Origin of the sequence: Haloferax larsenii, from assembly GCF_024730625.1 — an archaeon.
Taxonomy (GTDB): Archaea; Halobacteriota; Halobacteria; order Halobacteriales; family Haloferacaceae; genus Haloferax; species Haloferax larsenii.
This window is the reverse complement of record NZ_CP078063.1, coordinates 1,952,387-1,969,424: the sequence shown is the minus strand read 5'-3', so window position 1 is coordinate 1,969,424 and position 17,038 is coordinate 1,952,387. Positions and strand designations below refer to the sequence as shown.

General features: G+C 65.3%; 19 protein-coding genes. 11 read left to right on the top strand and 8 right to left on the bottom strand.

Annotation, left to right across the window (positions count from 1 at the left end; all coding sequences use genetic code 11):
- Nucleotides 1-195 precede the first annotated feature (195 nt).
- The 11 genes from dapA to psmA all read left to right on the top strand — a co-directional run bounded on the left by dapA (nt 196) and on the right by psmA (nt 9,243).
- Nucleotides 196-1,113: a 4-hydroxy-tetrahydrodipicolinate synthase gene (gene dapA / locus KU306_RS10240; RefSeq protein WP_258301880.1), complete on the top strand. Its 918-nt coding sequence runs from the start codon at nt 196-198 to the stop codon at nt 1,111-1,113.
- Nucleotides 1,110-1,871: a 4-hydroxy-tetrahydrodipicolinate reductase gene (dapB, locus tag KU306_RS10235; protein ID WP_258301879.1), complete on the top strand. Its 762-nt coding sequence runs from the start codon at nt 1,110-1,112 to the stop codon at nt 1,869-1,871. Before dapA ends, dapB begins: the two co-directional genes overlap by 4 nt.
- Entirely contained in the window at nt 1,868-2,710 is an 843-nt protein-coding gene (locus tag KU306_RS10230; RefSeq protein WP_258301878.1) for a 2,3,4,5-tetrahydropyridine-2,6-dicarboxylate N-succinyltransferase, read from the top strand. Before dapB ends, KU306_RS10230 begins: the two co-directional genes overlap by 4 nt.
- Nucleotides 2,707-3,954, top strand: a complete 1,248-nt coding sequence (gene lysA, locus KU306_RS10225; protein WP_258301877.1) for a diaminopimelate decarboxylase — start codon at nt 2,707-2,709, stop codon at nt 3,952-3,954. The genes KU306_RS10230 and lysA overlap by 4 nt, the downstream gene beginning before the upstream one ends.
- 16 nt (nt 3,955-3,970) lie before the next feature.
- Entirely contained in the window at nt 3,971-4,837 is an 867-nt protein-coding gene (gene dapF, locus KU306_RS10220) for a diaminopimelate epimerase (RefSeq protein WP_007539324.1), read from the top strand.
- Nucleotides 4,834-5,925, top strand: a complete 1,092-nt coding sequence (locus tag KU306_RS10215) for a M20 family metallopeptidase (protein ID WP_258301876.1) — start codon at nt 4,834-4,836, stop codon at nt 5,923-5,925. Before dapF ends, KU306_RS10215 begins: the two co-directional genes overlap by 4 nt.
- Nucleotides 5,926-5,975: 50 nt before the next feature.
- Nucleotides 5,976-6,545: a BGTF surface domain-containing protein gene (locus tag KU306_RS10210; RefSeq protein ID WP_258301875.1), complete on the top strand. Its 570-nt coding sequence runs from the start codon at nt 5,976-5,978 to the stop codon at nt 6,543-6,545.
- Between the two features lie 104 nt (nt 6,546-6,649).
- On the top strand, nt 6,650-7,345 hold the full coding sequence (locus tag KU306_RS10205) for an RNase P subunit p30 family protein (protein ID WP_007539318.1): 696 nt from the start codon (nt 6,650-6,652) through the stop codon (nt 7,343-7,345).
- Nucleotides 7,329-7,955, top strand: coding sequence for a class I SAM-dependent methyltransferase (locus KU306_RS10200; RefSeq protein ID WP_258301874.1), 627 nt, complete (start codon nt 7,329-7,331; stop codon nt 7,953-7,955). Before KU306_RS10205 ends, KU306_RS10200 begins: the two co-directional genes overlap by 17 nt.
- Before the next feature lie 25 nt (nt 7,956-7,980).
- The gene (locus tag KU306_RS10195; RefSeq protein ID WP_007539314.1) at nt 7,981-8,460 is read left to right on the top strand and encodes an Rpp14/Pop5 family protein; all 480 of its coding nucleotides are present in this window, start codon (nt 7,981-7,983) and stop codon (nt 8,458-8,460) included.
- Between the two features lie 6 nt (nt 8,461-8,466).
- Entirely contained in the window at nt 8,467-9,243 is a 777-nt protein-coding gene (gene psmA / locus KU306_RS10190; RefSeq protein WP_007539312.1) for an archaeal proteasome endopeptidase complex subunit alpha, read from the top strand.
- Nucleotides 9,244-9,427: 184 nt separating this feature from the next.
- Here psmA and KU306_RS10185 read toward each other — a convergent pair whose 3' ends face one another.
- The 8 genes from KU306_RS10185 to purH form a co-directional block, all read right to left on the bottom strand.
- A complete protein-coding gene (locus KU306_RS10185; RefSeq protein ID WP_007539311.1) occupies nt 9,428-9,781 on the bottom strand; it encodes a helix-turn-helix transcriptional regulator in 354 nt (117 codons plus the stop codon).
- Between the two features lie 25 nt (nt 9,782-9,806).
- Entirely contained in the window at nt 9,807-10,559 is a 753-nt protein-coding gene (locus tag KU306_RS10180) for an NRDE family protein (RefSeq protein ID WP_258301873.1), read from the bottom strand.
- Between the two features lie 63 nt (nt 10,560-10,622).
- Nucleotides 10,623-11,138: a hypothetical protein gene (locus KU306_RS10175; protein WP_258301872.1), complete on the bottom strand. Its 516-nt coding sequence runs from the start codon at nt 11,136-11,138 to the stop codon at nt 10,623-10,625.
- Nucleotides 11,135-11,317, bottom strand: a complete 183-nt coding sequence (locus KU306_RS10170) for a hypothetical protein (protein WP_258301871.1) — start codon at nt 11,315-11,317, stop codon at nt 11,135-11,137. Before KU306_RS10170 ends, KU306_RS10175 begins: the two co-directional genes overlap by 4 nt.
- Nucleotides 11,318-11,352: 35 nt before the next feature.
- Entirely contained in the window at nt 11,353-13,809 is a 2,457-nt protein-coding gene (gene folP / locus KU306_RS10165) for a dihydropteroate synthase (protein ID WP_258301870.1), read from the bottom strand.
- Between the two features lie 53 nt (nt 13,810-13,862).
- Nucleotides 13,863-14,291: a universal stress protein gene (locus tag KU306_RS10160; protein ID WP_007539305.1), complete on the bottom strand. Its 429-nt coding sequence runs from the start codon at nt 14,289-14,291 to the stop codon at nt 13,863-13,865.
- Between the two features lie 93 nt (nt 14,292-14,384).
- Nucleotides 14,385-15,152, bottom strand: a complete 768-nt coding sequence (locus KU306_RS10155) for a geranylgeranylglyceryl/heptaprenylglyceryl phosphate synthase (RefSeq protein ID WP_258303392.1) — start codon at nt 15,150-15,152, stop codon at nt 14,385-14,387.
- A 265-nt stretch (nt 15,153-15,417) separates the two neighbouring features.
- Nucleotides 15,418-16,995: a bifunctional phosphoribosylaminoimidazolecarboxamide formyltransferase/IMP cyclohydrolase gene (purH, locus tag KU306_RS10150; protein WP_258301869.1), complete on the bottom strand. Its 1,578-nt coding sequence runs from the start codon at nt 16,993-16,995 to the stop codon at nt 15,418-15,420.
- Between the last annotated feature and the right edge of the window lie 43 nt (nt 16,996-17,038).

Here is a 17,038-nt window from a genome sequence, read left to right as displayed (position 1 = left end):
CAGCGCGACGCAGTACTGGGCGACCACTACACGGTCGACAGCGTCGCGTGCCGCTTTCTTTTCGAAAAAACGCGTCTTTTGAATCGCTCGTCGCGGGGGTAGCGACCCCGTTTCGGGTGGCCTTCGACTGACGCACTGTTGGTCACACGACCAGTTCCACAGCACCACACATCACGCCACATCAACCCACGACCCATGACAACATTCGACTTGCGCGGCGTCTATCCCGCGATGACGACACCGTTCCACGAGGACGGCAGTATCGACTTCGACCAACTCCAATCCGACGTTCGACGCCTCGAATCGGCAGGCGTGGACGGTCTCGTCCCGGTCGGTTCGACCGGTGAATCGGCGACCCTGACCCACGACGAACACATCGAAGTCGTGGAAGCTGTCGTCGAGGCCGTCGAGGACGTGCCGGTCATCGCCGGGTCCGGGTCGAACTCGACCCACGAGGCCCTCGAACTCTCACAACGCTCTGCCGACGCCGGCGCCGACGCACTCCTTCTCATCTCGCCGTACTACAACAAGCCCGAACAGGCGGGACTCGTCGAACATTACGAGACCATCGCCGACGAGGTCGACGTTCCGCAAATCGTCTACAACGTCCCCAGTCGAACCGGGAGCAACATCTCGCCCGAGACGGCGGCGACGCTCGCCGAGCACCCGAACATCGCCGGATACAAGGCCGCGAGCGGCGACCTCGGGCAGATTTCGCAGGTCGTCGAGTACACCCGCGACGAGGACTTCGCCGTCCTCTCGGGCGACGACGGGCTCACCCTGCCGGTGCTCTCTGTCGGAGGCGTCGGCACCATCTCGGTCGTCGCCAACATCGAACCGGCGCGCACGGGCGCGATGGTTCACTCGGCGCTGCAAGGCGACTACGAACGCGCCCGCGACCTCCACCACGAACTCGGGCCGCTGTGCCGCCACCTCTTCGTCGAGACGAACCCCATCCCGGTCAAGGAAGCCATGGAAATTCGGGGCTACGGTCCGGCGACGCTCCGCCCGCCGCTGACCCGACTCACGGAGGAGAACGCCGACGAGATGCGACGCATCCTCGACGACCTCGCCACCGAAGAGGCAGTCGCAGACGGAGGGAATACGGCGTGACGGTCCGCGTCGCAGTCACCGGTGCCACCGGCAGGATGGGCGGCGAGGTCCTCGCGGCCGCCGCCGACCGCGACGACGTGGACGTCGTTCTCGCGGTCAGTCGCTCGGCCGGTGAGACGGTCGAAGGGGTCGCGGTCGAAGCCGCCGCCGACCTCCCGGAACTCCTCGCGGAACGCGACCCGGACGTGCTCGTGGACTTCACGGGACCGGAATCCTGTATCGAGTACGCGGCCGCCTGCGCCGAAGCGGGTGTCGCCGTCGTCTCCGGGACGACCGGCCTCGGCGACGACGGGTTCGACGCTCTCCGCGAGGTTGCGGCGGACGTGCCCGTCCTCTACGCCTCGAACTTCTCGCGCGGCATCGCGGCGCTCCGCCGGGCCGTCCGCGAGGCCGTCCCCGCACTGGATGGCTACGACATCGAACTGACCGAAACGCACCACAACGCCAAGCGCGACGCCCCGAGCGGGACCGCACTCACCATCCTCGAAGATATCGACGACGTGCGCGGTGCGGCCGAGCGCGTCCACGGGCGCGAGGGCGAGGCACCCCGAACCGAAGGGGAGGTCGGCGTCCACGCTCGCCGGGCGGGGGATATTGCCGGTGAGCACGAGGTATTACTGGCTGGAAATCACGAGTCACTATCACTCACACACCGCGCGGGGTCGCGAGGTGTCTTCGCCGCCGGCGCGCTGGACGCCGCGGCGTGGCTCTCGGGCCGCGACGCCGGGTGGTACGACTTCACCGAGGTACTCGAATGAGCCTGGAATCCGACGTACGAGAACTGTGGCAGCGATACGACGACGGCGACCTCGACGCCGAGTCGGCGACCGTCGACGAACTCGACCAGTTAGACGCGTTCCTCGACGCCCTCGAAGCGGGCGAGGTTCGCGCGGCCGAGAAGACCGGCCCCGACGTGACCTCGTGGGAAGCAAACGAGTGGGTCAAGCGCGGTATCCTCCTCAACTTCGGTCTGCGCGAGACCCTGGCGCGCGAGTACGGCGACGTGCGCTACCACGACGTGCTTCCCCTCCGCGACACCGACGACCTCGGCGAGCGCGGCACCCGCAACACGCCCGACGGGACTGTCATCCGCCGCGGGGCGCACCTCGGCTCCGACTGCATCATGATGAGTCCCTCGTTCGTCAACATCGGCGCGTCCGTCGGCGACGGCACGCTCGTCGACTCCTGTGACACCGTCGGTTCCTGCGCCCAAATCGGCGCGGACGTCAAGCTTGGCGCGAACACCCTCATCGGCGGTGTCCTCGAACCCGTCGAGGACGCCCCGGTCGTCGTCGAAGACGGGGCCGCACTCGGCGCTGGCTGTCGCGTCACCTCGGGCTTCGTCGTCGGCGAGAACTCCATCGTCGGCGAGAACACGCTTCTCACGCCGCGTATCCCCGTCTACGACCTCGTCGACGAGGAGATTTACTACGGCCACCTGCCCGCGAACCGCCGGGCGTTCACCCGCTTCGTGGAGTCCTCGCTCGGCGACCACGACCTGTTCGCCGGTGGCGCGTACAAGCCCGCGGTCGTCGCCCTCGACATCGAAGACGACACCCTCGATGCGACCCGTCGGGAGGAGGCACTCCGCGAATGAGCGATGGAGGCCCGGCCGTTCGGCGACTGGCCGACTGGGACCGCGAGCACCTCCTGTCGCTCGCCGACGAGTTCGGCTCGCCGCTGTACGTGACGGACCTCCAGCGCGTCCGCGAGAACTGTTCTCGTCTCCACTCGGCGTTCCCCGACGCCCACGTTAGCTACGCCGTCAAGGCGCACACCGGGCGCGCCGTCCTCGAAGCCGTCCGTGAGACCGGCATCGACGCCGAATGCGCCGCTGCGGGCGAGGTCGAACGCGCCCTCGACGCCGGATTCCCCGGCGACCGCATCCGATACACCGCGGTCAACCCGCCAGCGGCCGACCTCGACCACGTCATCTCGCGCTGGGAAGAAAACCCCGAGATGACCGTCACGGTCGGCGCGGCGGACACTATCGACCGTCTCCGAGAACGCGGCTTCGACGGACGGCTCTGCCTTCGCGCGAACCCCGGCGTCGGCGCGGGCCACCACGAGAAGGTCACGACCGGCGGCCACGCGAAGTTCGGCATCCCAATCGACCGCGTGCCGGACATCGCCGACGACGTGCGCGACGAGTTCGACCTCGTCGGCGTCCACGCCCACGCGGGCAGCGGTATCTCGGGCGACGACCTCTCGGCGCACCGCGAACTGGTCCGCCGCATGGGCGACCTCGCCCGCGAGGTCGGAGACCTCGAATTCGTGGACGTGGGCGGCGGCTTCGGCGTCCCCTACCGCGACGACGAACCGCCGCTCGACCTCGATGCCGTCGCCGACGCCACCCGCGAGGCACTCGGTGAGACCGACGCCCGACTGGCCATCGAACCCGGCCGGTACGTCGTCGCCGACGCTGGCGTACTTCTCTCGCGGGTCAACACCGTGAAGGAGACGCCCGAGACGACCGTCGTCGGCATCGACGCTGGTATGACGACTTTGCTCCGACCGGCGATGTACGACGCGTACCACGCGATTTCGAACCTCTCTCGGCCCGACGCCGAGGCGGTTCCGACCATCGTCTCCGGCCCCGTCTGCGAGACGAGCGACGTGTTCGCAGACGGCCGCTCGCTCGCCCGGTCCGAGCGCGGCGACGTCCTCGCAATCGGAAACGCGGGGGCGTACGGCTACGAGATGGCGAGTACCTACAACTCCCGCCCGCGACCCGCAGAAGTCGTCCTCGACGGCAGCGACACCCGCGTCGCCCGCCGCCGCGAAACGCTCGACGACGTGACCCTCCTCGAACGCACCGCTTCAGAAACCATCCCCAACTGACCAAGCACACACAACTATGAGCGCACTCAACACCGTCCCATTCGAAAAGTTCCACGGCACCGGAAACGACTTCGTCGTCGTCGACGCCGAAGACCCGGTACCCGACCGACCAGAATTCGCACGAACGCACTGTGACCGAGAGGCAGGCGTCTCGCTCACCGAGAGCGACCGCCGCGGCGCTGACGGCGTCCTGTTTCTCGCCCTCGAAGACCGCTACGACCCGCCGCGGGTCGTGATGACTCTCGTCCAGCCAGACGGCTCCGTCGCCGCGATGTGCGGCAACGGCGCTCGCGTCGCTGCCGCGTGGGCCGCCGAGCGCGCCGAGACGACTGAGGTCATGATAGACACACCCGCAGGGACTCGGCGCGCAACCGTCGAAGACGACTACGTCTCCGTCGAGATGGGTGTCCCGTCGTTCGCGCCGCGAGATGTCCCGCTCGACAGCGGCGAGGAACTCGTCGAGGCCGAGGTCGGCGACCTGACGGTCACGGCCGTCAACACCGGCGTTCCGCACGCGGTCGCAATCGTCGACGACGTTGACGACGTCGACCTCGAATCGGTCGCCCCGTCGATTCGGCACGCACCGCTGTTCCCCGAGGGAGCGAACGTCACCATCGCGTCCCCGGACGGCGACGGTGGCTTCCGGCAACGGACCTTCGAACGCGGTGTCGAAGGTGAAACGCAGTCCTGCGGAACCGGCGCTGTCGCGGTCGTCGCCGTCGCCAAGCGCCTCGGACTCGTCGAGGGCGACGCCCCGGTGTCGGTGTCGCCCCCGGGTGGCGAACTCTCCGTAACGGTCCCCGACGAAGGGACCGCACTGCTGGGCGGCCCGGCCGTCCACGAGGGCGACGGCGAGGCGGACGTCGTCTTCCGCCAGCGATGAGCGGCGAGGGGTTCGACCCCGTCGCGTTCCTCGAACAAGCCGTTCCCATCGCGTCGAACGACGACGTGAGCGAGATGCGGGCGTTCCTCGTCGAGACGCTCGAAGCCAACGGCGTCGAAGCCACTGTGGACGATGCGGGCAACACCCTCGCGTCGAAGGGCGCAACCGACCCGGAGCGACATCTCGTTCTGAACACGCACATCGACACTGTCTCACCGCACGTGCCCTACAAACGCGAGGACGGCGTCATCCACGGCCGTGGGTCCTGCGACGCGAAGGGACCGCTTGCAGCGTTGCTCGCGGCGTTTTTCGCTGCCGACCCCGGTCCGGAGACTCGGGTCACGCTCGCGGTCACGCCCGACGAGGAGGTGCTTTCGACCGGCGCTGACGCCCTCGACCTCGACGGCGACCTGTACATCGTCGGCGAGCCGACGGACCTCGACGTGTGCACGGCGGCCAAGGGTCGCTTCGAAGGGACAATCACGCTCCGCGGCGTCGCGGCCCACGCGGCAGAGCCGGATTCCGGCGTCAACGCAATCGACGCACTCGCGCCCGTGCTCGACGCGATTCGGTCGTTCGACGACGATAGGGGCGCCCACCCGGACCTCGGTGCGGCGACGTTGACGCCGACGCTGGTCGACGGCGGAGCCAACTCCAATCAAGTCCCGGCGGAGTGCGAACTGGTTGTCGACCGTCGGAGCGTCCCGCCCGAGACGGCAGACGACTTTCGCTCGACGCTCGAAGCCGCGCTCGAAGCCGCCGTACCTGACGACGTCGACGTCGAGTTCTCCCTTACCGAGCGTCCGACACCCTTCCTCGAAGCGTTCGCGACCGACCCCGACCACGAACTCGTGACGACGGTCGCCGACGCGTCGAAGAATGCTGGTGGAAACGGGGCGATTCGACCGTTCACCGCGGCGACTGAAGCCTCCTACTTCTCGCCGGCACCGGTCGTCGTCTTCGGCCCCGGCGTTCTCGCGGACGAAGTCGGTGCGGTCGCACACGCAGAACGCGAGTACGTGCGGACCGCCGACGTTCGGAACGCGGCGGCGGCGCTCACCGAAGCCGTCGCCTCACTCGTCCGCTAAGTGTCGGGGAATCAAAACGTACTTGTTTGTTGGCGGAAATAATTTGTCCGATGCACCCGCTACGACAGTTTACTGTCGTCTTTGTCCTCCTCTTTCTCGTGACTGCCGGTGCCGCGACGGCAGCGAACGGGACCGTCATCGAATACTCTGGTGACGAACTCGTCCTCGATGCGGCGGCTGACCAGCAGATACACGGGACGACACCGTTTGAAGAAGGAACCGTCGTCGGCATTCGTGTCAAGTCTATCGGAGACACACATCCGTTTCTCGTCTCGAAGGCCATCCGCGTCGGTGAAAACGGTACCTTCGTGGTGTCGTTCGACCTCGACGAGTTGGCCCCACTTCGTGGCGGCCCCGTAGAAGTATCGATAAGACACAATGAATCCGAAATTCACGCGATAGAAGGAGTACTCGTCACCAACAACATGCCCGACGGGTCGACGCTATCGCCACCGACGACGTCGACGGACCGGCCTTCGACGGAGCCCTCGACTGAGACGACGATCACGACCACGACGAGGACTTCATCGTCTGGCTTCGAAATTCCTGGATTCGGAGTCCTCGCGGCTGTTGGGTCCATACTCGCGCTGGCGGTTACCATCCGAACGACGCGCGACTGAGCGGGTGCGGCCGCGCAGCGAGCGTCCTCGGACGTGCTGTTCAGCAGACCCGTCCCGGCGACAGGAACGCAACGCCCTTTTTCCACCACCTCGTTCGGTCGCCTATGTACGAGGCGGTCTACGCCCACCCGGACGGCGAGAGCACGGCCAGTCGCGTCGCGAGCGCTGCCCGTCGCTACGACTACGATGGCATCGTCGTCCGGGGTGTGGACGCAACGCCTGACTACGACCGCCTTCGAGACGAACTCGACGTAGACATCGTTGAGGGCATCGAAATCGTCGCTCCCGACCCCGAACACGCAAGCGGCGCGGTCGGAAACTACCGACCGCAACGAGAACTGGTCCTCGTTCGCGGCGGTACGAACGGGCTGAACCGGTTCGCCGTCGAACAGCCGCGCGTCGACGTGCTCACACAACCGATGGCCGACGACGGGAACTTCAATCACGTTCTCGCGAAGGCCGCCCGCGACAACGGCGTTCGCGTCGAATTCGACCTCGCCCCGGTGTTGCGGTCCGACGGCGGCACGCGGGTTCGCGCACTCTCGAAGCTCCGAAAGCTTCGGGAACTCGTGGAGTACTACGACACACCGTACGTGGTCTCTGCGCGGCCGAGTTCGCACCTCCAGCTTCGCGCCCCCCGTGAGTTAGCTGGGCTGGGAGACGTCATCGGTTTCGACCGCGAGCAGGTTCTCGATGGACTGCGTGAGTGGGGCCGACTCGCCGAGCGCAATCGCGAACTGATGTCCGAGTCGTTCATAGCCCCGGGTGTCGAACGTGGCCGATATGAAGAAGACACTTGAGGAACACGCCGACCGCTTTTCGGACATCGCCTCCGACTACGACGACTCCCAAGACAGCGAAGCGTACCGCGCGTGCGTCTCGCTCGTCGTCCACTACGCCGACCCCTCCGATGACGACACCGTACTCGACCTCGGGACCGGAACGGGCGCTATCGCGCTCGCACTCGCACCCGATGCGAAGCGGGTCGTCGGCCGCGACATCAGCGAGGGGATGCTCGAACAAGCGCGGACGAAAGCAGCCGAGGTCGGCATCGAGAACGTCGAGTTCGGCGAAGGCCGGTTCCGCGACCCGAACGTGGACGACGCAGAGGATATCGACATCGTCGTCTCGAACTTCGCTATGCACCACCTCTCGGACGAGGAAAAGCGCGAGGCTATCGAGGTCATCGCCGACCTCGAACCGGAGCGATTCGTCCTCGGTGACGTGATGTTCTTCGGCGAACCGAACCCCGACGAACCGTTCTACTCGCCCGAAGTCGACGACCCCTCGACCGTGGGATATCTCGCCGACGCGCTCACCGACGCCGGATTCGTCCTCACGGCCGTCGAAGCCGTCCACGAGCAGGTCGGCGTCCTCGTCGCGGAACGCGCCCCACCAGTGGACGAGTAGCGATACGAGCACCTGAACACACCCAATGAAACACCTGCCCAAACATCTGCGACCGCGATGGCGATATCTCGCGGTCGAAGTCGAGACGTGGCCGGACGCGAGCCTCAACCGCGGCTCGTTCCAGCGAGAGCTGTGGTACGCCGCACAGAACCTCTTCGGCGACGCCGGGAGCGCCGACGCCGACCTGACGGTTCTCGGATTCGACTCCGACGAGTGTGTCGCCGAGACTATCGTTCGCGCTCGTCGCGGCCACGTCGACGAGGCGAGAGCCGCGCTCGCTTGCATCGACGACATCGGCGGCGACCCAGTGGGCGTCAGAGTGCGAGGCGTCTCCGGTACGGTGCGTGCCTGTTCGGAAAGGTATTTACACGGCCGGGCCGGATTTTCTGAGCAGAGAGACGTCGTGTTCGAGAACGAATCCCGGACCGCAACTGTCCGCGACTCACTCTTGGACGTAAGCGGCCCGGACGGGTTCACGGGCGCGACGCAACTCGATCTCGAGTGATATTCCATGCAGGGACAAGCGCAACAACAGGCGTACGACCGCGGGATTACTATCTTCTCGCCGGACGGTCGACTCTATCAGGTCGAGTACGCTCGCGAGGCCGTAAAGCGCGGCACCGCGAGTATCGGCGTGCGAACGCCCGAGGGTGTCGTCCTCGCGGCGGACAAGCGTTCTCGCTCGCCGCTGATGGAGCCGACGAGTGTCGAAAAGATTCACAAAGCAGACGACCACATCGGTATCGCGAGCGCCGGCCACGTCGCCGACGCCCGCCAGCTTATCGACTTCGCCCGTCGTCAGTCGCAGGTCAACCGCCTGCGCTACGGCGAGCCAATCGGTATCGAGACGCTGACCAAGGAAGTCACCGACCACATCCAGCAGTACACGCAGGTCGGTGGTGCCCGTCCGTTCGGTGTCGCCCTCCTCATCGGCGGCGTCGAAAACGGCACGCCGCGCCTCTACGAGACGGACCCCTCGGGGACGCCCTACGAGTGGAAGGCCGTCTCCATCGGTGCCGACCGCGGTGACCTCCAGGAGTACCTCGAAGAGAACTACTCCGACGAGCTAACCCTCGACGAGGGTGTCGCACTGGCACTGGAGGCCGTCGCCTCCGCCAGCGAAGGTGGCATCCGCCCCGACGGCATCGACGTCGCGACCGTCTCGGCCGAGTCCGAGCGCTTCGTCGAACTCTCGAACGACGACATCGAGGAACACCTCGTCGCCAACGACCTGCTGGCGACTGAGGAAGACGACGGCGACGACGACGACGAACCGGCCGAAGAATAGACCGCATCCCGCGGTTCGTTCTTTCTTCTGTACTACTCGACCAGTTACGACGGATCTCGCCGGAGTTCCGTCACCACCAGCCTCGATTGGGCGTTGCGGGGCGACACAGACCCGTCGCTCGACGGGGGACGGCGTCAGTCGAAAATCGCAGCAGACGGTGTGTCGTGCGCTCGGACGAAGCGTCTCAGTACTCTTCGTAGGCGAGGTTCATCAGCCACTGCGAGAAGGCGTTGCTGTTGGCGTTGATTTCCTCTTCGCCGATAAAGGGCGAGAGCATGTCTCCGGCCATCAGCATCGAGAAGGCGAGGTCGCGGGCGGCGGGTTCGAGATAGTAGGTGTTGTGCCCGTTGTAGACGGTCGAGGTTCGCTTGATGAGGTCGAGCGACTCCAGGACTTCGGCGATGCGACTCCCTTTGCGGGAGGAGATGTCGAGTTCTTTCCAGAAGTCGCTCTGGTGGATGCCGCCAGACTCGCGGATGAGTTCCAGTCCCGCGCGCTCGTCAGAAGAGAGGTCGGCTTCGGCTTCGCTCACGCTCATACAATCTACACGTGGGGCGAGTGGTTTAACGGTGACGTTCGACCGGTTCGAAGGCGGTCTCACACGGCGGCCCGTCGGCGAATTCGTACGACTGCTCGCCGTCGCCGAGCGTGATGACCGACGACGAACGCGTGCCGAATCGTTCCTCCGGGTCGTGGACACAGACGCCGTAGTCGTGGTCGCCGAGGACCGACCGCGCTCGCTCGCGCCACGCCGCCATCTCCTCACCCGGGTCGGGTTGAAGTGCTTCCCAGACGCGCCGAGCGTTGTCGGCCTGCTGTTCGCCCACTTCGGGGCGCTTCTCGGGGACGAACCACGAGTCGGGAGTGCCGACGTTGACGACGACGTGGACGCCCGGGTCGAAGTTCCGAACCGACACGCTACCGTCCCACTCGAAGAGGAACGCGGCGTTCTCGTCGGCGACGACGAGATTGAACCCGTCGTAGGTGTGGTCGTCGATGGAGTGTTCGACGAACCGGGCGGCGTCCTCGGCCGTCTCGTGTCGCAGCGCGTCGCGGACGAGGTGACCGCGGGAGCGCTCACCGCCGCCCTCGACGTCGACCCAGCGATTGGTGATACCGACGAAGACGCCGTCGTCGTTGTAGCCGACCCACGTGCCGCCCGCTTCGGCGTCTCGGGGAGCGACTATCGCGGGTCCATCACCGTCGGCAAAGTTTTGTGGTGGTTCTGCGGGCCTGTCGAGAAGTTCGTCGCGGTTGGCGGCGACGACGACTGGAGTCTCTTCGAACACCCGCCACGCGAGGATGAGTGTGCACACGGGAGTGGGTAGGGTCCCGTGGTGCAAAAATGCGTGTCTCGGAAGTGGTGTCTCTCGCGCAGTTCAGACCTCGGCTTCGCGAAACTCGATTGTCTCGTCTGAAACGACGATTGAGAGTTCGATACTGTCCGGTCGTGGGCCGAACGACTGTGTTTTCGATGGCCCACCCACGACAGACACCGAGACCTCGTGGTTCGAGTCCATCGCCGGAATGTCTTCGAACGTCGCTCCCGACTCGGGATGCGCCGACGAATACGGATTCTCCCGTGGCCCGAGTTCGAGTCGTCGCTCGAACACGGGGAGGGACTCGGCTGACGGTGTGACAACCACCTCGACGGTGACTGCCACTTTGCGGTGATTGAGGACAGTCAAGTCGTTCGCTTCCCACAGGCCCAACTCCTCGGTCGTTGTGTGTGTCGCTGTCGTCTCCGGTGTGTTCGTCGTCGGGACTGCCGTCTCGGGCGCAGTTTGCGTCGGGCTTTGGATTCGTGGTGCTGTACACCCTGCGACAGCGGTGGCTGTGAGTGTCACTGCACAGGTGAGAAACCGCCGTCTGCCCAGCTGAGAGCGGTCGCTCACTCGTCCGACAACTCCTCGACTCGCGCTTCTAACTCCTCGACGCGCTGTTCGAGGTCGTCTTCGTGTCCCGACACGCGGGCGAGAATCGACTTCACTGCGAGCCCGCCGACGAGAACGAGGGCCAGCACGAACGGAACGGCGATTGCGAGAACTCCGGGAAACTGCGGGGAGAGGACCATATCCGTGATACGCCGGAGACGTATCAAATGTTTGTCTATCTTTCGTCTTCGAACCGACTCACGTCTCGCGACGCGAGCGCGACGTTCACGGCCGCGACGTTCTCCGGCACGTCGTGGACGCGGACGATGTCGGCCCCGCGGTCCGCGGCGATGGCCGTCCCGGCGATAGTCGCCGCGAGATTGTCGCCGGTCTCTTCGCCGACGAGCGTGAACATCGACTTGTGGGAGTGGCCGACGAGAATCGGGCAGCCGAGCGCGCGGAACTCGTCGATGCGTCCGAGGAGTTCGAAGCTCTCCGCCGCCGACTTGCCGAATCCGAGACCGGGGTCGACGATGATGTTTCGTCGCGGAATCCCGGCTTTCTCGGCGAGGAGGATTCGTTCTGTGAGTTCGTCGATGACGTCCTCGACCACGTCGTCGTAGTCTACGTCTTTGTCGGGAATCACCGGCGCGTCGATGCTGTGCATGACGATAACCGGAACGTCGCGTTCGGCTGCGAGGAACCGCATCTCGGGGTCTTCGAGACCGGTCACGTCGTTGAGGATGTCCGCACCGGCGTCGAGGGCCGCCTCGGCGACGGCGGCCTTCCGGGTGTCTACGGAGACGAGTGCGTCGAGGTCCGAGATGGCTTCGATGACAGGGGTCACGCGACGAATCTCCTCGTCCACCGGCACCTCGTCGGCACCGGGGCGGGTGCTCTCGCCGCCGACGTCGATGATATCGACGCCCGCGTCCACCATCGCCTGCGCCTGTTCGACGGCGTCGTCGATGTCGTAGAAGTCGCCGCCGTCGTGGAAACTGTCCGGCGTGACGTTCAGGATGCCCATGACGGATGTCCCGTCTTCCCACGGGTAGCCGTGGTCGTCCGACGAGACGCGAATGCCGAGTTGCGCTCGAATCTCCTCGGCCAGTTGAGGGAGCGCGTACTGCTGGTCGTGCAGTTTCTCGGTCACGCGGAGGAACTGGCTCATCGTCCCCATCAGGACGATATCGATGAGTTCGCCGCCCGAGTCGTGACCGGAGGTTGCGCACTCGCCGCCCTCGGCGAGGAAGCCCTCTTTGAGGTACTGGGCCTGTCGGCGCTGAACGCGGGTGTGGACGACGCGGTGGACGCCCTTGCCACGCATGTGTTTGATGCCGCCCGAGGTGACGTTGGCGCGTTCGAGCGTCTCGCGGGAGTCGTCGAGCGTCCGGTGTCGCTTCGGGATTATCGCTCGCGTCCACGTCGTCCGCGCCTCGGCGACGCAGTACAGCGAGCCGACCACGAGGACGAGGTCGTCTTCGTCGGCGCGGGAGCGTGCTGCGTCGAGCGCAGACGCCACAGCACCCCGAGTCGAGACCGATTCGACCCCGGCAGATTCGAAGACCGACGCGAGGATATCGGCGTCTTCGGCGCGAGAGATATCGGCCTCGCAAGTGACGACCGAGTCGATATCGGGGAGTTCGGAAATCATCCCGCGGTGGTCCTTGTCGTGCATCGCGCCGTAGACGAGGTGCAGGTCGTCGTAGTCGAACTCGTCGAGGACGGTCGCGAGTTCCCTGCACGCGGCCGGGTTGTGCGCGCCGTCGAGAACGACGAGGGGGTCGGCCCCCATGACTTCGAAGCGACCGGGCCAGTGGGCGTTTCGTAGGCCGCGGCGAATCGCCTCGGCGGTGATGTCGGGTGCGACCTGCCGAGCGACGGTCACGGCGATACCGGCATTTTGGGCTTGGTACGAGCCTAAGAGCGGAACTCTCACGTCCTGCGTCTCGTCGTCGGTCTCGATTGAGACGGCCGCTTCTTGGTGGTTGACGCGGCCGCCGTACTCGACGCGAACGTCGCTTTCGGCGTCTTCGCCTTTCGGGTGGACGGTCACGACGTCGCCGACTTCGTCGCGGATGACGTCCAGTGCGTCACCTGTCGCACCGGTCACGAGCGGTGCGCCCGCCGGGGCGACTGCAGCCTTCGTCTTCGCAATCTCCTCGACGGTGTCGCCGAGGATGGCGGTGTGTTCGAGCGAGACGTTCGTGACCGTACTCGCGATGGGGTCGACGACGCTCGTCGCGTCGAGTTCGCCGCCCATGCCGACTTCGAGGACGGCCACGTCCACGTCGGCGCGAGCGAAGTACCAGATTCCGAGCGCGGTCATCGTCTCGAAGAACGTGAGGGGCGTTCCGTTTGCGGCTTGCTCGACGAGATACGGTTTCGCCTCCTCGACAAAGTCCGAGAGGGCCGATTTCGATATCTTTCGACTGTCGACGCGAACGCGTTCGCGCACGTCGTCGAAGTGCGGCGACGTGTACAGGCCGACGCTGCGACCGCTCTCGCGGAGCGTCGATTCGAGCATCCGGGCGGTGCTCCCCTTTCCGTTCGACCCCGCAATCTGCACGAACGAAACGTCCTCGTGGGGGTCGCCGAGGTGAGAAAGTAGCCGCTGTATCGACTCGGTCCCCGGCTTGATTTGGAAGCGCCGGAGGTCGAAAAGGAAGTTCACCGCCTCGTGGTACTCCATACGCGAAAATCCCGTAGGGCGGGCTTAGGCCTAACGCTCCACACCGGGCGCGGTCACTCGTCGATGTGAACGACGAGGACTGGCCGGTGGGCGTTCTCGACGACGCGCTCTGTGACGCTGCCGAGCGCGGTGAGTTTGTCGCGGCCGGTCCGTCCGTGGGTTCCCATCACGACCACGTCGATGTCGTGTTCGTCTGCATATTCGAGGATGACACGGTGCGGAACGCCTTCGCGGACGCCAGTCTTCGTCTCGCACTCACCTTCGCAGGCTTCGGCGCACGTTTCGACCGCTTCGATAGCATCGTCTCGAAGCGACTGGATGACTGCGTCCTGTTGGTCACCGCCCGCGGCGAGATAGACCCGCTGGTCGACGACCGAGAGGACGTGAACCGTCGAGTCCGGCCCGGCGAGTTCGAGCGCGTGGTCGACTGCCTTCATCGTCCCCGGACTCCCGTCGGTCGGAACCAAGATATCCTCGTACATACCCCGGAATTCTACTCGCCGCCACTTGAAGTGTCGCGTTGATTTTCACGGCCGGGGAGGGCCTTTCGTCGACCAGTGAGAAGCGGCCTCCGACTACCGCGCGGGTATCGTCTGGCGGTATCGTTCTGTGTCCTCGTGGAAGCAGTCGCCCACCATGACGGCGTCGGCACCGGCGTCGAGAATTTCGTCGACCTGCTGGCGACGCTCGATTCCGCCGCCGTAGACCAGCGCCGTGTCGTCGAGATACTGCGCCGCGGCCGCAACGTCCTCGGGGCCACCGTAGGTTCCGGAGTACTCGATGTAGAACACCGGGAACTGATAGAACGACTCGGTCGCCAGCGCAGCGCCCGCGACTTCCTCCGGCGTGAAAGTCGTCTCGACGTTCGTCTCCGCCGCCGCTTTCGAATCGAGATTCTGAATGACGTACCCCTCCCCAACAACCTTCTCTGCGAGTTCTGCGACGACCTCGCGCCCTTTCGACGCGACGAGCCCGCCGACGAGTGGAACGCTCGACCCAATCATCTCGTCTGGTTTGGCTCCGATTTCGGTGAAGAACTCGACGTGCTTGCCCACGAAATTTCCCTTATCGCCGTTGTAGACTGCCGGCACGAGGAGGTAGTCGACGGCCTCGATAGTCTCCTTGGAGACGTGGTCCGAACTGTTCGGCTCTTGAAACAGCGGCAGGTTCGGGAACGCTGCCCGAATTCGGTCGATTGCAGCGAGGCAGTTCTCCTCGGTCACTCCATCCGACCCACCGACGATGACGGCGTCAGTGTCGCCGAGCACGCTCGCGTCGTCCGGAAATTCCTTCGCTGGATCGACTTTCGTAATGTGGGTCACGGTCCCCCAGTCAAATGACACCATGGTACACAGTCAGATGGCCGCATTATCAATCTCTCGAATTGCATTTGATTTTGACATTCTGTGCGCCGGCGGGTCGAATACGCGTTGAATGAGTCCTGGCTGCGCCAATTTCGCAAGTACTACAGTTCGATTTCCGCGGCGCTCGTGGGTGGTCGTGGTGTCGGGTATCGAAAACGAGGTTGGTCAGTGGTGGTGTCGTGACGGAAATCGCGTGAGACGAGCGCAGCGAGTCTCACTGACTTCCGTCACTCTTTCGCCCCGCTCAGTCGTGCCTAAAGCACCTCTGCCCCGTAAACACCATCGCAATCCCGCGCTCGTTGCAGGCTTCGATAACGTCGTCGTCGTTCACCGACCCACCGGGCTGGATGACCGCCTCGATACCCGCGTCGGCCGCCTTCTCCACGCCGTCCGGGAACGGGAAGAACGCGTCGGAGGCCATGATGGCACCCTGCGCGTCCTTGCCCTCGGCGTGTTCCTCGGCCTTCATCGACGCGAGTTCGACAGCGTCGACGCGGGAGACCTGCCCCATACCGACACCGACCGTCTCGGTGCCCTTGGCGAAGAGGATGCCGTTGGACTTCACGTGCTTCAGGACCTTCCACGCGAACAGCATCGTCTCTAACTGCTCGTCGGTCGGCTCTTTCTCGGTGACGATTTCGAGGTCGTCGAGCGTCGGTGTCCACATGTCGCGCTCTTGGACGAGTCGCCCGCCGACGAGTGCCTTTTCCGTGTAGGTCTCGGTGCGCTCGCCGAGTTCGCCCACATTGAGGACGCGCAGGTTCTTCTTCTCGGTCAGCACGTCGAGCGCGTCGTCGGTGTAGCCGGGCGCGACGACGACTTCCTTGAACGAGTCGATGATGAGTTCGGCCGTCTCGGCGTCGCACTCACGGTTGAGGGCGACGATGCCGCCGAAGGCGCTCATCGGGTCCGTGGCGAGTGCGTCGGCGTAGGCTTCCGCGAGGGTGTCCGCGGTGGCACAGCCGGCGGGGTTGGTGTGCTTGATGACCGCCGCGGCAGGCTCGTCGAACTCCTTGATGAGATTGAGCGCGCCGTCGGCGTCGTTGTAGTTGTTGTACGACAGACCCTTCGCACCCTCGTTGAGCTGGGGTGCGCCGACGACCGAGGCCTCGTCGCACGTCTCGTCCACGTAGACGGCGGCGTCCTGATGCGGGTTCTCGCCGTACCGGAGCGTGTCGTAGCGGTCCTCGGAGGTGACGCGGCGCTCGGGAAGCCCGGCGTCCACGTCGCCCTCGACGGTGACCGAGTCACCTTCGACCGTCACGCGACCCTCAGCGAACCAGCGGACTGCGCGCGGGTAGGCCTTGAACTCGGCCTCGTAGAGAACGCGGTGCTTCAGGTCGTCTTCGTCGTCGTCGCCGTAGACGGGGACGGACTCTTGTGTGACGATTGGGCCGCCGTCGACTTCCTCGTCGACGACGTGGACCGTACAGCCGGTTGTCTTGACACCCGCGTCGAGAACCTGCTCGTGGGCGTTCATTCCCGGGAACGCGGGGAGCAGCGAGGGGTGGACGTTGAGCGTCGTCGGAGCCTCGTCGAGGAACGTCGCGGTGAGAACGCGCATGTAGCCGTCCAGACAGACGATGTCGAAGTCGTAGTCTGCGAGCGCGTCGAGGATGCGCTGTTCGTGTGATTCGCGGGACTCGTCGTCGCCGCGCTCGACGACTTCTGTCGGGACATCGTGTTCGGCCGCCCAGTCGAGGATGGGTGCCTCGGCGCGGTTCGAGACGACGACGCCGAGGTCGGCCCCGCCCGGAGCGCGGTCGGCGATATTGCGGAGGTTTCGTCCACGGTTGCTGGCGAGTCCGGCGATGGTGAGCATGTGAAAGAGGCGTGTCGCAGTCCTCAAAGTGGTTGCGGTCCGA